Genomic DNA, 17700 nt, shown 5'->3' with positions numbered 1-17700 from the left:
TACCCCCCGCATGTATCCCCGCATGAACAGCCCTCCCTCGGTTACACCACTGATGACCCGTCACCAGTCGCCGAGCGCCGTCCCCCCTCGCGGGCCCGGAACCCTCAGCAGAAAACCATAGGGTGGCTGGAACCCGGCTCCAGTCGTTGCCAGATGAAGAGCATCTCGGCGCGGTGACCTCGTCTCCCCGCACGAGCAGTACGGCCGTGCAGGCAGGCCCGAGGAGTGTCAGGTGCCCGACGCCATCCCAAGCCGGAGCGCCTGGCGGTTAGTAGTTTCCTCCCGAGGCCCACTGGAGGGGCCAGCGCGCTGCCCATGAGCCCATCCCCGCTGCGAATCGTCACCTACAACGTCCGCTACTTCGGCCACATGCTCCGCGGCCTGGCGAGCACCGTGGGCCCCAAGCGGCGCGTCGCTGCGGCGTTGGCGTCGCTGGACCCGCTGCCGGATGTCGTCTGCCTGCAAGAGGTGGAGACGTCCTCGCTGCGCAGCAACATCGCCGACCGGCCCAAGCAACCGGGCGAGACGCAGCTCACCGCCTTCATGGGCCGGATGGTGGAGACGTTCGACAGGCTGGGCCGGGAGATGCCCTACGAAGCCTTCTACTTCCGCGCCCACCACTACAAGCTCCGCGAGGTGTCCCTCTACACCACTGGGCTCGCGGTGCTGGTGAACACGCGCAAGCTGGAGGTGGCCACGCACAACGTGGGCGCCCCCCAGGCCATCACCCACCACCACGTCCAACGGCTCAAGGACCGGAAGCAGAGCCGCATCTGCGCGCACATGCGCCTGCTGCGCCGCGAGGACAGGCACCCCTTCCACATCTTCAACACCCACCTCAGCCTGCCCACGCCCTTCGCCCGTGAGTTCTGGGCCACGCGCGACAAGATGGGCGGCGGCGTCAACCAGCTCCACGAGGCGCGCAAACTGACGGAGTTCATGCAAGGGCTGACCGGTGACGAGCCCTACATCGTGTGCGGAGACTTCAACTCACCGCCCGCGTCGCCCGTATACCGCTACCTCACCACCGATGGCCGGCTCACCTGCGCACAGGCCGCCGTGGGACAGATTGACCCGAACGTGTCGCGCGGCTTCCCCACCGCCGGCTTCTTGCACATGCGGATGCACCTGGACCATGTGTTCTCCGGCGCGGGCGTGCGCTGGCTCGACACGCAGGAGACGTCTCCTTTCGGGGACCTCCGCAGCCGCTTCCACGGGTTGTCCGACCACATGCCCATCGTCGCGCGCTTCGCCTTGGACAGCGGCAAGACGCTCATCACGCCTCCGCCGACGTCGTTGCTGCTGTAGCCACGCGGGCTCACGCCCCTCCGGACAGCGCTCGCTCCACCTCTTCCCACGCGTCCAGAATCTCCCGCGTGCGCAGCTCGGCGAGCGCGTGGAACTCCGGCGCCAGGTGCGCCACCTTGTCCGGGTGGTACTGCACCACCAGCGCCCTGAAGGCCTTGCGCGCCACATCCAGGGGCGTCCCGGGCGCGATGCCCAGCACCGTCCACGGGTCCTTCCTCGGCGGCTCGGGCGGCGGCACGCGCGTACCCCGGGGCGGCGTGGCCTCATCGTCCCAGCCGGTCCGCTCCCGCGTGCCCGTGGCGCGGGCGTTCGTGCCACCGCTCGCGGGCCGTGGGGGTGAGCGGGGCGCGGGCTCCGCGCGGCGACGTCCTGGCCGCTGGGCCGGGTCCGGCGGGGGCACGCGAGGGGTGAGCCTGCTCAGGGCTTCTTGCAGGAACCAGAGGTCCTCGAACGGAGTGCCCTGCTTGCGCACCACCGCCGCGGGCCGGCCGTCCCGCAGCAGCAGGTAGCCCGTGGACGCCGCGTAGGCGTCATCCCGGCTGCCGGGGTGGAGCCGGTCGCCCAGGTCCCCCAGCGGGTCTCTCCACATGCCATCCGAGGTGCCCTCATCGGCCACCAGCACCTGTGACAACACGTCGCCGTGGAGCCGCTCCAGCGTGGCGAAGGGCTCACGGACCTCCGGAGGACGCATGGCCGCGCCGTGCCGGACCCCTGTCACCAGCAACAACCCACGGGTCGAATCCACCCGGGCGAAGAGCTGCTCACGCACCTGTCTATCGGAGAAGAAGAGGACCCACTGCACGGTGGTCAGAGACTACCCGGTCGACGCCGTTCCGCGTGTGTTCAGGTGCATGTCATGAACGCCCCAGTGGGGAGGGGCGCGACCCTGGCGTCATCTTCATGACTTCGTCGATAAACGACGCTCATCGGCCCCCGGGTGCACTCCTCCTCGACGGTGAGGCGGGCTTGCGGAAGAGTCCCCGGTGCCCATGCGCTGCTGCCACCGTCACGCCTCCGAGTCCGTCCCCTCCGGCCCCCGTCCCTTCTCCCTTCCTGGCGCCACCGAGCACTACGCCGCCGAGCGGCCGGTCCGCGCCGAGCACGTCCGCATCGAGGTCGACCTCGATTTCGACACCCACCGCATCACCGGCCTGTGCACCACGCGCGTCTCCGCCGTCCGTCCAGTCCACACCCTCACCTTCGACGCGGTGGACCTCGACGTGTCCGACGTCCAGGTAGACGGCCGCGCCGCGCGCTTCTCCAACTCCGGCGCCCACGTCCGCGTGGAGCTGTCCGCGCCGCTCGCCGCCGGGCAGGCCTGTGAGGTGGCCATCCGCTACACGGCCCGGCCTCGCCGCGGCCTCTACTTCTGGGCGCCCGACGCCGCCTATCCGCACCGTCCCCACCAGGCCTGGACACAAGGCCAGGACATCGACGCGCGTGCCTGGTTCCCCTGCCTGGACACGCCCGCCCAGAAGGCCACGTCCGAGGTCATCGCCACCTTCCCCGAGGCGATGACGTCCCTGTCCAACGGCACACTGGAAAGCGACCGCGTCCACGATGGCCGCCGCACCCAGCACTACCGGATGGCGCAGCCGCACGCCCCGTACCTCGTCACGCTCGTGGTGGGTGAATTCGAGGAGGCCACCGACACGGCTGGCACGGTGCCCCTGCGCTACCTCTTCCCCAAGGGCCGCAAAGAGGACGCGCTGCGCTGCGTGCGCCGCACGCCGGAGATGGTGCGCGTCTTCCAGGAAGTCACCGGCGAGCCCTACCCCTGGAGCAGCTACGCCCAGGTCTTCGTCACCGAGTTCATCCTGGGCGGCATGGAGAACACCTCCGCCACCAGCCTCACGGACACCGTCCTCCACGACGCGCGCGCCCAACCGGACTACAACGCCGAGCCGCTCATCTCGCACGAGCTGGCCCACCAGTGGTTCGGGGACTTGCTCACCTGCCGTGACTGGCCCCATGGCTGGCTCAACGAGGGCTTCGCCACCTGGCTCGAGATGCTCTGGAAGGAGCGCGCCGACGGGCAAGACGAGGCCGACCAGCACCGGCTCGTGGACCTGGAGGCCTACCTGGGCGAGGCGCGTGAGCGCTATGCCCGCCCCATTGTCGCGCGGCGCTTCCACGCGCCCATGGATGTCTTCGACCGGCACCTCTACGAGAAGGGCGGCCTGGTCCTCCACGAGCTGCGCCGCCGGCTGGGCGATGACCTGTTCTTCAAGGGCCTGCGCCACTACGTCGCGCGACACCGCCACGGCTCCGTGGAGACGGTGGACCTGGCCCGCGCGTTCGAGGACGCCACGGGCCACAACCTGGACGCCTTCTTCGACCAGTACATCTTCGCGCCCGGCCACCCCGAGCTGAAGGTCGACGTCCGCTACGACGCCGAGGAAGCGCGGCTGCGCCTCCAGGTGCGCCAGACGCAGTCCACGGCGGACGGCGTGCCCCTCTTCCGGCTGCCGCTGGATGTGGCGCTCACCGTGGACGGCCGCGACACCGTCCACCGGCTGGAGGTGACGGACGCGGAGCACGCGTTCCACCTGCCCTGCCCCAGCGCGCCCTCGCAGGTGCGGGTGGACCCTCGGCGCGGAGTGCTCGGCACGCTGACGGTGGACAAGTCCGCGGGCCTTTGGATGGACGAGCTGCGTGCCGCGCCGGAGATGCGCGCGCGCACCGAAGCCGCCGTGGCCCTGGGACGCGACGGCAGCCCCCGCGCCGTGGACGCGCTGGGCACGGCGCTGGCGGACGCGCGTTTGTTCTGGGGCACTCGCGCCGCGTGCGCGAAGTCCCTGGGCCGCATCCGCACCCCCGATTCCCGCGCGCGCCTTCTGGACGCGCTGTCCACCGAGCATCCCCGCGTGCGCCGCGCCGTGGTGGCTTCGCTGGGCGAGTTCCGCCGCGATGCGGAGGTGACAGCCCGCCTGCGCGCCCTGGTGAACGGCGGTGACACCAGCTACTTCGTGGAGGCGGAGGCCGCCCGCAGCTATGGCCGCGTGCGCGCGCCGGACGCGTTGGGCGTCCTGGAGGCCGCGAGCACCCGGCCCTCGTACCAGGACGTCATCGCCGTGGGCGCGGTGGATGGGCTCGCCGAGTCTCAGGACCCCGCCGCCTTCTCGGTGGTGCTGGCGCGCACCGCCTATGGCCACGCGGCTCCGCTGCGCCGCGCCGCCACGCTCGCGGTGGCGAAGCTGGCGGAGGTCGCGGGTCGCAAGCGCGAGGCCGTGGACCTGCTGGCGGAGCTGCTCCGCGACCCGCTCTTCCGCGTGCGCATGGGCGTCTTCGAGGCGGCGCGCACGCTGGGGGATTCACGCCTGGTGCCCGCGCTGGAGCAGACGCCACTGTTGGATGCCGTCGCCCGGCGCGCGGCGCGCGAGACGGTGCGCTTCCTGCGCGAAGGTGAACCGCAAGTCCGCGAGGTGGCATCGCTGCGCGAAGAGGTGGACCGCCTCAAGGAGGAGACACGGGCCTTGCGCGAGCGGTTGGAAGGGCTCTCGCTGAAGCCCCCCGAACCGCCGCGTCCACCGCGCGGGGGCGCGAAGCCGGCGCGAAAGCAGGTCACTGCGCGCACGAAGACAGCCGCACGCAAGGCGGGTGGCCGGAAACGCAAGGCCACGCGCCGCTAGACAGGGGCCCGCTCGCTCGCCTGCACGTCGAACTTGGCGTCCGCACGCCGACCATCGACGTTGACGGCGCGGGCTGTGCCTCCAATACCTACTTGTATGGAAAGGGACACGCCCTCCGCATTTCGCGTCGAGGCGTTTCGAGCTCCCATGTCCCGGGACGCTGGCAACGACGACCAGCGGGTTTCCGAGGAGAGCATGGCCTCAGGCATCGACGAACTCAGCGCGTGGCTGGACGCCGCCGTGGACCCTTTCGTGGCCTGCGACGCCGGTGAGAACGTCTGCTTTCTCAACGCCGCCGCGGAGCGCCTGCTGGGATGGACGCGAGAGGAGCTCATCGGCCAGCCGGCGTCCCGGCTCTTTCCCCAGCGGCTGCACCGCCACGAAGGCGTGAGCCTCCTGCGCCACCTGCTCTCCCGGCGGGCCGCGCTCGGAGGGCGAGCGACCCGGGTGCTCGCACGTCGCAAGGACGGCGCTGAAATCATGGTGGAGCTGACGGTGGGCGCCTCCGGCAAAGGCCGGGATGAGCGCATCGTCCTCAACTTCCGCCGCCTGCACGAGGTCGTCGACACCCTGGCCGAGCCCGTGGAGCGCACGCTGCACGGACTCGAGTCGGAGAGCGTTCCTGGCGACGCGCTCTTCCGGACCGTCGTGGAGCACGCGCCCATGGGAATCATCTACTTCGACCGGAGTGCCATCGTCATCGCGTGCAACGAGCTGTTCGTGAGCATCATCGGCTCACCCAAGCGCTTGTTGGTGGGCCTCAACCTCCTGTCGCTCCGGGATGAGGGCATCCTCCACTGCGTCCGGGAGACGCTGGCGGGACATACCTGCGAGTACGAAGGCGAGTACCGCGCCATCACCTCAGGCAGGAAGACGCCGGTCCACGTGCGCTTCGCCCCCTGCTTCAACGCGGCCGGACAGGTGGAGGGCGGCATTGGCATCGTCGAGGACATCTCCGAGCGCCGCCGCGCGGAGCGCGAGCGCGAGCGCCTGTACCGTGAAGCCCAGGAGGCCATCCGCGTGCGCGACGACTTCCTGTCCATCGCCTCGCACGAGCTGAAGACACCCCTCACCCCGCTGAGCCTCCGGCTGGCCACGCTGGAGCGCCGGCTGGCGCGTGGCGAGCTCGTGGAGTCCTCCACCTTGCGTCAGGCGCGCCTGTACCTCTTGCGCATCACCAGCCTCATCAACGACTTGCTGGACTCCTCACGCATCGAGGCGGGACGACTGGCCCTTCACCGGGAGGCCACCCGGCTGGAAGGACTGGTGGAGCACGTCCTCCACGAGCTCGAGCCCCAGCGCGGCAACCACACCGTGCGGTTCGACGCGCCCGAGCAGCCCGTGCAGGTGAACGTGGACCCCTTCCGGATGGAGCAGGTGCTCGCCAATCTGGTGGAGAACGCGTTCAAGTACAGCCCGAATGGCGGCACCGTGCGCGTGAGCTTGCGCCAGCGCGGCGGGCTGGCGCTCCTGTCTGTCTCCGACGAAGGCATCGGCATCCCTCCGGACCAGCAGAAGCTGCTCTTCGACCGGTACTTCCGGGCGCGCAACGCCTCCGCCCATTCCTTCGGTGGACTGGGGCTGGGGCTCTACATCAGCCGGGACATCGTCGAGCGCCACGGCGGGCGCATCTGGGTGGAGAGCGAGCCAGGCCATGGCTCCACCTTCCACGTCGCCCTGCCCTTGATGGCGGGCGCTCCCGCGCAGCCGAACGTCGAGGAACCCGGACAGCTCATCCACTGAAACTCCGCCACCCCGCCTTCCGCAAAAATGACAGGTGTGGGTGTCTTCCATTGGCCAAGAGGCGGGGGGAAGCGCCTGGATTCGCACGCTTCCGGCGCTGGCATGGCGGCTGCTCTATCGAAAGGCGGAGGATGCACCTCGAGGGAGGATGACCATGACGACCGACACGCCTGCTTGGACTCGTGACAATGAAGGCTGGCTCGTCCGCGTGAAGGTGGGCGGACGCATCCAGGAGGTGCGCTGCACCACAGAGAGCCAGGCCCGCTACTTCGCCACCGTGTTGGCGATGAACCCGCCCAAGCCGTCGAAGCTGCGCAACTAGGGTGGCTCAGGGGTTGAGGCGGACGATTTCGGCGTTGAGCACGTTGGCGAAGCCCACCCAGCCCAGGTACGGCACCACCATCCAGGCCGCAGGGCGGTCCACATCCTTGGTGACGGCGACATACGCCGTCACGCTGGCCAGCAGCGCCAGGTTGTCCGCCAGGGCGCGGCGCGGCTGGTGTCTGCCGAAGAAGAGCCAGGACCAGGCGGCGTTGCATCCCATCTGGATGCCCCACCAGGCCAGGGCCTGGGAGCGGGCCGCGCCCGCGGGCGCCGTCCATACACGCCAACCAGAAAGGGCGATGAGGCCATACAGCACCGTCCATACCGGACCGAAGACCTTCGGTGGCGGCTGGAACGAGGGCTTGTGCAGACGCCGGTACCAGCGCGTGTCCGCCGAGCTGACGCGAGCGCCCAGGGCCGCCGCGCCCAACGTCAGAGCGCCGAAGACGCCCAGCGCCACCACGGACTCCTTGCGCAGCGTGGGGTTGAGCGCCGTGCGCCGCACCGGGTCAGGCATGTTTCGCGTCGTCGGCTCCAGCGTCCAGTCCATCCGCGTCCTCCCTTGGCGGAGCACCCGCCAGTGTCGGGTGGAAGGTGGTACCGACGCCTCCCAGCCGCCACCCCGGCTGGCGCCGGTGTACAAGGCGGCTTCCCCTCGTTGACGAAGAGGCGTCTCATGGCGAGCGCAGAGGAAATCCTGAGCTTCTGGTTCGGGCAGCCACGTGAGCGGTGGTTCCTGCGGGACGAAGCCTTCGATGATGAATGCCGGCGCCGCTTCCTGCCCGCCGTCGAGCGCGCCGCCGAGGGCGAGTTGGACGACTGGCGGGACGAGCCTCGCAGCTGCGTGGCCCTGCTCCTGCTGTTGGACCAGTTCCCGCGCAATCTCTTCCGCGGCACGCCCCAGGCCTTCGCCTCGGACGCGCGGGCGCGCGAGGTGGCCCGGCACGGATTGGCGCGAGGCCTGGACATGGCCCTGCCGCCGCTGTGGCGGTGGTTCATGTACCTGCCCTTCGAGCACAGCGAGTCCGTCAACGACCAGCGGCTGTCAGTGGCCCTCTTCGAGGTGCTCGCGCTGTATCACTCGGACAGCCGGGCAGCGCTCGACTACGCCCGGCAACACCGGGACGTCATCCAGCGCTTCGGCCGCTTCCCGCATCGCAACGTGACGCTGGGACGTCCGACGACTCCGGAGGAAACCGTCTTCCTCCAGGAGCCGGGCTCGTCGTTTTGAGCATTACATCCGCGGCCAGCCAGCCACGCACCCAGAGGAGGTGCTGCACCTCCGAATCCAGCGCGAGCTGGAAGCGGTCCGCCAGCGTGGCATGGCCCAGGTCGCGGGCCAGCTCGATATGTCAGTGAGGCCAGGGAGGGGTGACGTCAGAGGCTCCAGTGGCCCGCCCGGATGCCTGCTGGGGCACCCACTGAAATCTCGGGTTTCTCCGTGAGTACACGGCCGACACGCCCGGACATGCGAGGTGACTGCCCATGCCCCTGCCGCTGGGGTAGTGTCCACTCCAGCACGCTTCGCAAGAGGGGGACGTGGCAGGCGAGCGCTGGAAGACGGTCCGTTCACGGTGGCAGAACCACTGGCGGCTGATGCTGGGCGTGGCGGTGCTGGCCACCACGCTGGCCGCCGTCTGCCTTCACTTCGACGCGAAGCTGGGCGGCCTGCTGGAGGAAGCGGAGCGCACCGCGTACGACACCGTCGTCACGCGATTCACCGCGCGACGCGAGGTGTCATCCCAGGTGGTGCTGGTCACCATCGACCAGCCAAGCCTGGAGCGCATCCGCGCCAACGAACAGTACGCGCTCAACTTCGGAAGCTGGCCCTACAGCCGCAACCTCTGGGCGCGCGTGGTGGAACAGTTGGAAGCCGAGGGTGCTCGGGCCATCGTGTTCGACGCCGTCATGGACGAGCGCGGCACGGACGAGTCCATGGACCTGGCCTTCGCGCAGGTGCTCCAGGAGACGTCCATCCCCTTCTACCTGGGGGTCTCCACCCACGCGAACGCGCCGCTGCTGCCCCCCGCTGACTTCGGCGCGGCGGTGGCGGTGGACCGCCCCACTCAGGAGGAGGACACCTTCCCGGAGGAAGCCGGCGCGGAAACGTTCGAGGACGGCGCCCTGGAGGCGGTCCTTCCCTCCGCTTCTCCGGAGCAGCTTGCCCGGGCCATCGCGTTTCCGGTGCGCGCGAACGGCCGGACGCTGCCCGCGCTGGATTACGCGACGTCCTCGGGGGAGCGGCTCCCCAGCCACCCGGTACCGCCCATTCCCGTGCTGGTGGGCGCGGTGGATGGCTTCGGGCTGGTGGAGCCGGAGTCGGACGCCGACGGTTTCATGCGCCGCACGCGCTTCGTTTATTCGGATGGTCCCAATGCCTTCGCGACGCTGCCGGTGCGCGTGGCCGCGGGCCTGTTGGGCGCCAGCGCCATTGAGTTCTCCGGGCGCACGCTGCGCCTGGGCTCGCGCACCTACGCCGTGGATGCGGATGGCAGCGCTGGCATCGACTTCGGCGGGCAGTTGCATGACCGCTTCACGAGCGTTCCGCTTATCTCCGTGCTCGACGCATGGGTGCACCGGGGACAGGGCCAACCCACGGGGCTGCCGCCGGACGTCTTCCGCGGCAAGGTGGTCATCATTGGCGGCAACGCGGTGGGCCTCAACGACGTCAAGGCCACGTCCTTCTCGTCGCATGAGCCCGGCGTGGTGAAACAGGCGGCGGTGCTGGACACACTCCTGGGCAACGGCCGCTTCATCACCCGCGCACCGCTGGGGGTGAGTCTGGCGCTCGTCTTCGCGGTGGCCTTCGTGTCGGTGGTACTGCTGATGACGACGCGCTGGACGCCGCTGGAGATTGCGTGGCCGCTGGGGCTCTACGCCGGCATGAGCTGGGTGACGGGCCCCGCCCTTGGACTGACGAACACCTACGTGCTCACCGCCCTGCCCGCGCTGGCGGGCGTGCTGGCCAGCGTCAGTGCGGTGGCCTTCAACCACCTGGTGGCCAACGAGGAGGCGGCTTTCATCCGGCAGGCCTTCAGCCGCTTCATGGAGCCCAAGCTGGTGGAGCAGATGATTGCCCAGCGCGAGCTGCCTCGGCTGGATGGGGAGAATGTCGAAATCACCGCCTTCTTCAGCGACATCCGAGGCTTCTCCACCTTCAGCGAGCGCTTCAAGGACGACCCGCGCAACCTGGTGCGCCTGCTCAATACGTATCTGACGCGGGTGAGCGCGGCGCTGCTGAAGGAAGGTGGGTGCCTGGACAAGTACATCGGTGACGCCGTGGTGTGTCTCTTCGGCGCGCCGATGCGACAGGCGGACCACGCACTGCGCGGCTGCAAGGGCGCGCTCGCGGCGAAGGCGGCGGTGGACCGGCTGCGCGACGAGTTCCGCGCCCAGGGGCTGCCGGACATGTACACACGCATCGGCGTCAACACCGCGGTCAACTTCGTGGGCAACTTCGGCAGCGAGCAGCTCTTCAGCTACACCGCGATTGGCGACGGGATGAACCTGGCCGCGCGGCTGGAGGGCGCGAACAAGGCCTATGGCTCCGTCATCATGATTGGCCCGCGCACGTACGAGCTGGCGCGCGAGCACATCGAGGTGCGGGAACTGGACCGGGTGCGCGTGGCGGGCAAGACGGAGGCCGTCACCGTGTACGAATTGCTCGCGCTCAAGGGCGGGCTGGACGCGCGCAAGCGGAAGACGGTGGAGCGATACCACGCGGCGCTGGCGCTCTACCGCGCGGCGCGGTTCGAGGAAGCAGCAGCGGTGCTGAATGCGCGCCGCGCGGAGGACCCGGAGGACGGGCCCACGCAGGCGTTGCTGGAGCGCTGTCAACGATATGTGAAGGCGCCGCCGCAGGACTTCGACGGCGTGGCGAACCTGGACAAGTGAGCGGTGCGGAAAGGAGTCGGGGAGACATGGGGATGAAGACGCGGGTGGCGTGGACCACCGCCCTGCTGGCGCTGGCGATTCCGGCGGGAGCGTCGGCCGTGAAGGTCGGCGAGCCGCTGTACGTGAAGGCGAAGAACACGCGCGTACAGGTGAGCCCGTCCGGCTCGGACAACGCCGTGGCGGTGCTCCAGCCCGGAGAGCGGGTGACGTGGGGCGGCGCGGATGCGAAGCACAAGCAGTGGCACCGGGTGACCACGGCCACCGGGAAGAAGGGTTTCGTGTTCCAGACGAACCTGTCCACCACGCCGCCCAACATGGAGCTGGTGACGCAAGGGAATGGCACCCAGCAGGTGGATCCGAAGAAGTTCGTCGCCAGTGGCGCCGCGGTGAAGGCGCTCAGTCCCGGCGCGGAGCAGTACGGCAAGGACAAGGGCGGCGACCACGGCAAGGCCGTGCAGGACATCAAGGCGCTGGAGGCGCTGGCGAAGTCCGTGTCCACGGCGGACATCGCCGCGCACGTGACGGCGGCGGGGCTCTTCCCGGTGGTGGGCGCCAGCGACACGGTCGCGAAGGCCGGGACGAACAAGCGGAGCGGCAACCGATGATGCGAACGGGCTGGAAGGTGCTCGCGTTGGTGGGTCTGGGCGCGCTGACGGCGTCCTGCAAGGGCTTCAATGCGTCCTCACTCACCCGGGGTGAGAACATCCTGGGGAAGCTGAGCGCCGCGTCCGCGGAAGCCAAGACGTGCAAGAAGCTGCGCGCCGCCCCCAGCGTGCAGGAGGAGTACGCCCTGGGCGGCGCGCTGGCCATCAACTTCGTGCGGCGGGGTGGCGGGCTGCTACTGGACGGCCCCAACGACGCGCTCCACCGCTACGTCAACGTCGTGGGGAAGAACCTGGCGGCGCAATCCGCGCGGCCCACGCTCGAGTGGACCTTCGGCGTGCTCCAGGACACGTCCCAGTTCAACGCGATGTCCGCGCCCGGCGGCTACGTCTTCGTCACCCGGAAGCTGCTCCAGGGACTGGAGAACGAAGGACAACTGGCCGGCGTGCTGGCGCACGAAATCGCCCACGTCACGCTCAAGCACGCCATCCACCAGTACGGCGACGCGAAGGTGAAGACGTGCGAGCTGGTCACCTACGGCGAGGCCGTGCTCTCCCCCACCGCGGTGAAGGTGCTCTCCGCGGGCCGCAACGGCGACGGGACGCTGGATTTGGACCAGGACCCGGGCCTGCTGGGCCACCTGAGCGAGAAGACCATCGACCTCATCGACAAGGGGAACGCCAAGGAGCAGGAGCTGGAGGCGGACCGGATCGCCGTCGAGCTGATGCTCTCCGCGGGCTACACGCCGGACGACTACCTCGCCCTGCTGGCCAAGACGAAGGACGGGGGCAGCACCTTCGCCAACCACCCGGGGAAGGACGAGCGCCGGCGCAACATCCTCGCGCACGTCCAGGCACTGAAACAGCCGGCTGGCGCCTTCAGTGGACTGGCCACCGAAGGGCTCCGCTCGCCGCCGCTCAGCCCCGCCTTCGCCGCCGTGCGCGGTGGAAACAACCCACGCGGCGTGGCGAAGGACGGGAAGTAGCCAGGCGGCTTCAGCGCACCGTGGCCTGACTCAGGGCCCGGTGCACCGACTCCAGGGCCTTGCGCGCCTCGAGCAACTCGGCGCGCTCGGCGGTGAGCGAGGCCACCTGCTGAGCCAGCACGTCGCGCTCTCCCTGGAGTGCTTCCACCGCGCGGTGCAGCGACGTGGACTCGTCCTTGGCGGACTCCAGCTCACCGGCGAGCCGCTCCTCCTCGGCCAGGCTGTCCACCAGGGACTGCTTGCCGCGGGCGACCTCTTCTTCCAGGGCCTCGCGCTCCTTGGCAGCGGCCTGAAGCGCCTGCCGCGTCTCCTGGAGCGACAGCAGCGCCTCGTCGCGCTCGCCCTCCAGCGCGGACAGCTCGCGCTCCAGGTCGGCCAGCAGCTTCACCCGGCCCTCCATCTCCGAGGACAGGCGGCGCGCCTCGTCCATGCGCAGGCGGGCCTCTTCCGTGGCCTTCTCCGCCTGACGGCGCGACACCTCCAGGTCCTGCGTGAGGGAGAGGTTGAGCGCCTTCACCTTCACCAGCTCCGCCTGGAGGTGGGTGATGCGCTCCACGGCGCGCTGACCCGCCTCCGCCACGGTGGCGGGCAGCGGCTCCGGGCGCGGATTCTCCCGCACCGCCTTGAGCCGGGCCTTCAGTCGCTCACGGCGGGCCGAGGAGTCCTGCCCGTCCTCGCGCGGCGGGGCCGGCCGCTGCACCTCCACCTCGGTGGGCGGCGCTTCGACACGGGCCACCGGCTCCGCGACGGTGGCGGTGACGTGCGGCATGGACACGGGAGCCGAGGCCTGCGTCATGGGGTGCGCCTCCGGAGGAGGACTGACGGCGTCGAAGTGCAGCGCAGGAGGCGGCGCGGCGAAGGTGACGGGCCCGGCGTGCGGCTCGGTGTCGAGCAACGCCTCCGCCTCCGGCGGAGCCCCGTACGTCACGGGCACGTCGGCGACCGCTTCGGGCTCCGGCGGCGGCTCCTCGTAGACGGGCGCGTCGTCCGGCTCGCGCAGGGCGGCGTCCATGGCCTGGGCGGCGCTGGGGCGCGGGGTGCGGGCGCGCTCGATGCGGGCGCGTACCTCGGCGGAGAGGTCGGGGGCCTCGGCGACGGGCTCGGGGGTCGCTTCGGCCTCGGGCTCGGGAGGCGTGGGCTCGACGGGGTCGACGAGGCCCGTCAGCGCGCCCAGGCGGAGGCGCGGCTTGGCGCGGGACACGTTCTGTTCAAAGGCTTTCTTCATGGTTCTCAGCCGGCCTGCTGGGTGCCCTTCGTCTGGGCGACGGCTGCCGCGGCCACCAGCCGGGGCAGGATGTTGTCAATCATGGCCTGGATGTCGTTGGCCCCCTTGGACGAGGGGTCCGCGACGAACACCGGCCGCCCCTCGCTGGAGGCCTGCGCGAACTTGGTGCACTGCCGGATGATGGTGGGCAGCAGGAACTCCGGATAGTGCGTCTGGAGCGCCTCCAGCGCCTCCTTCGCCAGCTTGAAGGTGGCGTTGAAGGAGTTGACCACGATGAAGACGTGGTCGAGCACGTGGTTCAGGTCCTCCTCCAGGCTCTGCACCGTTTCGAACAGCAGCTTGAGGCCGTGGAAGGACAGGAAGTCCGCGAGCACGGGGACGAACAAGTCGTTCGCCGCCATCAGCGCGTTGAGGTTGAGCAGGCCGAAGGACGGCGGCGCGTCGAAGACGACGACGTCGTACTGGGCCTCCACGTCCTTGAGGGCGTTGCGCAGCTTGAATTCGCGGCCGGCCATGGGCATCAGCGCGAGGTCCACCGTGGACATGGTCAGGTTGGACGGGACGAAGTCCAGGTTGGGCAGCGAGGACTTCTGGATGACCTTGGCCAGGGGTGTCTTGCGGACGAGGACGTCCAGGAGCGTCTTCTCGAAGTCCTCGCCCTCGTAGCCCAGGCACTTGGTGGCGTGGCCCTGGCTGTCGAGGTCGATGAGCAGCACCGCGTAGCCCAGCTCCGCCAGGCGCCAGGCGTAGGACGTGGACAGCGACGTCTTGCCGGTGCCACCCTTGAAGTTCAGGAAGAGCTGGCGGCGGTGGCCCAGCCGCGCCGGGAAACGGTCGAGCGTGGTGCGCAGCTCCCAGATGTCGTCCGGCGTGTAGGCGTCCTTCCGCGATTCCTCCGGAATCTGCTTCGGGGACACGCCGAGCATCTCGGCGACCTGCTTGGAGCTGTACGTCGGCGCTTCCATGGACGACCCTTCGAAAGACGTGCGGGACGGCTACCTTGCCTCAAGCGGCGAAGTATTTGTGCCCCCTTCGAATCACCGCTCCCCGTGCGGACAACAGAGTGAGCGCCTCCTGGGCGAGCTCCGAGGGCGCCGAGAGCGCGACCGCCAGCTCGACGAGCGAGCGGCCTCGGACGGCGACGCGGACCTCGGCCAGCATCTGCGAGCAGAGGGATTCCACCGGTGACGCACTGGGGCGCGAGGGGGCCGCCGGACGGGACGGCCCTGCGGCGGCAGCGGGAACACGCGGCGCGGGGGCGGCCTGCCCGGGCACCGCGCCCATGGCCACCAAGGCCGCTTGGACGGGGGACAGGCGAGCAGCCGGAGCGCGCGGAGCCTGCGCGGGACTGGAATGGCTTGGGGTGACCTGCGGAGCTGGCGCAGGCGGACGCTGCACGGGAGCGGCGGCCTGTGGCGGCGGCGCGGGCGAACGCTGCACCGGAGTGGCGGCCTGAGGAGTTGGCGCAGGCGGACGCTGCACGGGAGCAACGGCCTGTGGCGTTGGCGCGGGCGTCGGAGCCACCGGCGCTCCCACGGGGCCTGCTCGCCCCTGCACAGGCCCCACCGGACCAGCGCCCTGCGCGAGGCCCACGGTGACGGCCTGCCGATTCGCAGCCCCCACGGCGGCGACCGCATGAGCGGGCTGCTCGACCGCCGCCACCGGCGCCTGAACCACCGCGGCGACAGCCACTGCCGGCGCGACCGCCTGCACCGAAGCCACCACCGGACGAGGCTGCTCCAGCCGCGCCCGCACAGGCTTCACAGGCAACGTCGCCAGTCGGCGAATCTCCCGGCGGCGGTGGGTCTCGTCCAGGTCCACGACCGAGGACACGTCCTGCCCCAGGATGCGCGACAGACTCTGCGCGGCCGCCTTGCGAACGCGCTGCTCACGGTCACCCAAGGCGCCCAGCAGCAGCGTGCGCGCGTTCTCCCCAGCGCCAGCTCCGAGCGCCAGCGCGGCCAGCGCGCGCGCCTCCGGATCCGCGTCGTGGATGGCTTCCTCGCCCAGCCGCCGCGCCGTCTCCCCTTCCAGGCCCAGCGCCAGCAGCGACGCGCGGCGGCGCACCGAGCGGTCCGGGTCCTTCATCGCCTGCGCCAGATGCGGCGCCGCGTCCTTCGGCGCCAGCGTCAGGAGCGCCTTGAGCGCCGCGATGCGCACCTCCGGCACCGGGGACGCGAGCAGCGGCGACACCACCGACGCGCCCTCTTCCTGGCACAGCGACGCGAAGGCCTGGAGCAGCGCCACCTGCGCCGTCGGATCCGTCTCCGCATGCAGCGCCGACGCCAGCGCGGGCGCGGCGGCCGGCTGTGACAGCGCCTTCAATCGCTCCGCGGCACGCACTCGGGCCGCGCCATCCTGCGCGGACAGCTCGCGGATGGAGAACCCGAACAACGTCTCATCCGTCGGCCCACCGAAACCCGCGTGCGAGGACAGCTCCGCGTGCTGCGCCGCGCTCACGCCCAACCGTCCCGCCTGCAGGAAGCGCTGCGCCTCACGCGCCACCGGAGACAGGCCGTCGCCCCCGACGACAGCGGCCACGGGCGGCTCGCTCACCGGCGCCGGCGTCACGGGGACACTGGCCGCCGTCTCACGCAGCGGCACCGGCGAGCGCCGCGTGGGGACCACCAGCCCGCGGGCCACCGGACCCGCCTCACCGCGCAGCAGCACCTCGCTGCGAAGCTGGGAGATGAACGACGCCAGGTCGAGCCCCAGGTCGTCGTCCTCGTCGTCGCGCTCCTGGGCGGTGGCGCGGATGCGCCCCACGTCCAGCAGCTTGTCCATCATCTGGTTCCGCTCGCCGCGCAGGGCCTGGTTGAGCCGGGCCAGTTCCTCGCGTTCGGCCTGGAGCCGACCCACGCGGACCTCCAGCTCCGCGACCTCACGGCGCAGGCCCAGCTCGCGCTGGTGCGTCTCCGCGACCTCGCGCTTGAGGTGCTCCATCTCATCGCGCGTCGAAGCCAGCTCGCTGTGGAGCTGTTGGGCACGCGCCTCGAAGTAGACGATCTTTTCGAGTGCGCTCTTGAGCAGCGCGTCCGGACGCTCGTCGCTCACGACCTCAACAGCCTCCCCGCGAGGCACGCGGCGCGGCCTGCGGATCCGAGTCACCGGGGGTTTGCACCGGATTCCCGGTACCTACCGGGGGGCCCACCCTACGTCAGACGTCCTCACTTCGTAAACCACGGAAACACCAGGGCTTTTTTCAACGCGTCCCGGGCCGTCATTGACAACACCGCGCAGGCCGAATTTTCGGCTTCCGCGCGCACGAGGGGGCCGCGAGAGACACGCCCGTCTCAAGGGGTTGAAGCGCTCGATTCCGGACGCTCCAGCAGGCCCTCCCGGAAGCCCCGGAATGTCAGACCCCACTCGTAATCTGTGTTCCACGAGGCAGCCAACGGCCGTCACTTCTCCCCGGAGCCTCTCCGCCTGGATGCGGGGGGACGAAGCCCTCTTTTCGACAGGTTTTCCGCACGCCATGGAACAACGACTGGCAACCCTCATTGGAAACGCGGTCCGCGCGGCGCGACAACGGCTGGAGCTGACCCAGGCTGACGTGGCCGAGCGCGTTGGCATCGCCACCGAGGTGTATGGCCGCCTGGAGCGCGGCCACATGCTCCCCAGCGTCCGCACGTTGCGCAAGCTGTGCCTGGTGCTCAACTGCTCGTCGGACGTGCTCTTGGGAATGGCGGGCGTGGAAGGCGCGCCCACGCTGGCGGAGGATCCGCCGGAATACCGCGAGCGCCCGGAAGTCCGCCGGCTGCTGCGCACGGTGCGCAAGCTGGACGCACCGCGTCTTCGCCTGTTGGGGCAGGTGGCGAACGCGCTCGAGACGTAGCGATACAGCGGAGACCCGGCCGGGGCGGTGGAGACCCTGGCTGGGACCTGAAGGGTGGTGAGGGGCCGGACGGATTGCGCCCTGGCGCAAGCGCTTGGCGCGTGGAGTGAAGCAGCCGCTGCTGGGGGGGCGTACTGAATGCTTCATGACC

The 17700-nt window shown here is 70.2% G+C and carries 14 protein-coding genes; 9 read left to right on the top strand and 5 right to left on the bottom strand.

The features are described from left to right. Positions 1-315: 315 nt before the first annotated feature. Positions 316-1308, top strand: coding sequence for an endonuclease/exonuclease/phosphatase family protein (locus FMQ63_RS20155; protein WP_140860398.1), 993 nt, complete (start codon positions 316-318; stop codon positions 1306-1308). 10 nt (positions 1309-1318) lie between these two features. Here the strand turns inward: FMQ63_RS20155 and FMQ63_RS20150 are convergent, their stop codons facing one another. Then, positions 1319-2110 (bottom strand): J domain-containing protein, encoded by a 792-nt coding sequence (locus FMQ63_RS20150; RefSeq protein ID WP_011550776.1) that lies wholly within the window; start codon positions 2108-2110, stop codon positions 1319-1321. 187 nt (positions 2111-2297) lie between these two features. On the opposite strand from FMQ63_RS20150, the gene FMQ63_RS20145 reads away from it, so the two are divergent. From FMQ63_RS20145 to FMQ63_RS37490, 3 genes are all read left to right on the top strand, one after another. Continuing rightward, complete coding sequence (locus tag FMQ63_RS20145) at positions 2298-4940, top strand: M1 family aminopeptidase (RefSeq protein ID WP_216609049.1); 2643 nt, start codon at positions 2298-2300, stop codon at positions 4938-4940. Positions 4941-5087: 147 nt separating this feature from the next. After that, on the top strand, positions 5088-6683 hold the full coding sequence (locus tag FMQ63_RS20140; protein WP_020478277.1) for an ATP-binding protein: 1596 nt from the start codon (positions 5088-5090) through the stop codon (positions 6681-6683). Positions 6684-6837: 154 nt separating this feature from the next. Then, a complete protein-coding gene (locus FMQ63_RS37490; RefSeq protein WP_162295036.1) occupies positions 6838-7005 on the top strand; it encodes a hypothetical protein in 168 nt (55 codons plus the stop codon). Positions 7006-7011: 6 nt separating this feature from the next. Here the strand turns inward: FMQ63_RS37490 and FMQ63_RS20135 are convergent, their stop codons facing one another. Continuing rightward, positions 7012-7581, bottom strand: coding sequence for a TspO/MBR family protein (locus tag FMQ63_RS20135; protein WP_011550772.1), 570 nt, complete (start codon positions 7579-7581; stop codon positions 7012-7014). A 102-nt stretch (positions 7582-7683) separates the two neighbouring features. Between FMQ63_RS20135 and FMQ63_RS20130 the strand changes: the two genes are divergently transcribed. The 4 genes from FMQ63_RS20130 (at position 7684) to FMQ63_RS20115 (ending at position 12489) form a co-directional block, all read left to right on the top strand. Further along, complete coding sequence (locus tag FMQ63_RS20130) at positions 7684-8238, top strand: DUF924 family protein (RefSeq protein ID WP_011550771.1); 555 nt, start codon at positions 7684-7686, stop codon at positions 8236-8238. A gap of 308 nt (positions 8239-8546) precedes the next feature. After that, entirely contained in the window at positions 8547-10901 is a 2355-nt protein-coding gene (locus FMQ63_RS20125) for a CHASE2 domain-containing protein (protein WP_011550770.1), read from the top strand. Positions 10902-10927: 26 nt separating this feature from the next. Then, entirely contained in the window at positions 10928-11506 is a 579-nt protein-coding gene (locus FMQ63_RS20120; protein WP_171452292.1) for an SH3 domain-containing protein, read from the top strand. Then, positions 11503-12489, top strand: coding sequence for a M48 family metalloprotease (locus FMQ63_RS20115; RefSeq protein WP_011550768.1), 987 nt, complete (start codon positions 11503-11505; stop codon positions 12487-12489). Before FMQ63_RS20120 ends, FMQ63_RS20115 begins: the two co-directional genes overlap by 4 nt. 10 nt (positions 12490-12499) lie before the next feature. Here FMQ63_RS20115 and FMQ63_RS20110 read toward each other — a convergent pair whose 3' ends face one another. The 3 genes from FMQ63_RS20110 to FMQ63_RS20100 are packed head-to-tail and all read right to left on the bottom strand — an operon-like array spanning position 12500 to position 16768. After that, positions 12500-13714 (bottom strand): hypothetical protein, encoded by a 1215-nt coding sequence (locus FMQ63_RS20110; RefSeq protein ID WP_011550767.1) that lies wholly within the window; start codon positions 13712-13714, stop codon positions 12500-12502. 5 nt (positions 13715-13719) lie between these two features. Beyond that, complete coding sequence (locus FMQ63_RS20105; RefSeq protein ID WP_011550766.1) at positions 13720-14679, bottom strand: ParA family protein; 960 nt, start codon at positions 14677-14679, stop codon at positions 13720-13722. 40 nt (positions 14680-14719) lie between these two features. After that, positions 14720-16768, bottom strand: coding sequence for a HEAT repeat domain-containing protein (locus FMQ63_RS20100; protein ID WP_225909724.1), 2049 nt, complete (start codon positions 16766-16768; stop codon positions 14720-14722). A 421-nt stretch (positions 16769-17189) separates the two neighbouring features. Here FMQ63_RS20100 and FMQ63_RS20095 point away from each other — a divergent pair, with 421 nt between their 5' ends. Beyond that, positions 17190-17549, top strand: coding sequence for a helix-turn-helix transcriptional regulator (locus FMQ63_RS20095; RefSeq protein ID WP_026114223.1), 360 nt, complete (start codon positions 17190-17192; stop codon positions 17547-17549). Positions 17550-17700 lie beyond the last annotated feature (151 nt).

It is taken from the genome of Myxococcus sp. CA005 (assembly GCF_006518205.1).
In the GTDB taxonomy this organism is placed as follows: domain Bacteria; phylum Myxococcota; class Myxococcia; order Myxococcales; family Myxococcaceae; genus Myxococcus; species Myxococcus xanthus.
The sequence above is the reverse complement of the archived record's forward strand: the minus strand, read 5'-3'. Positions and strand labels throughout refer to the sequence as shown.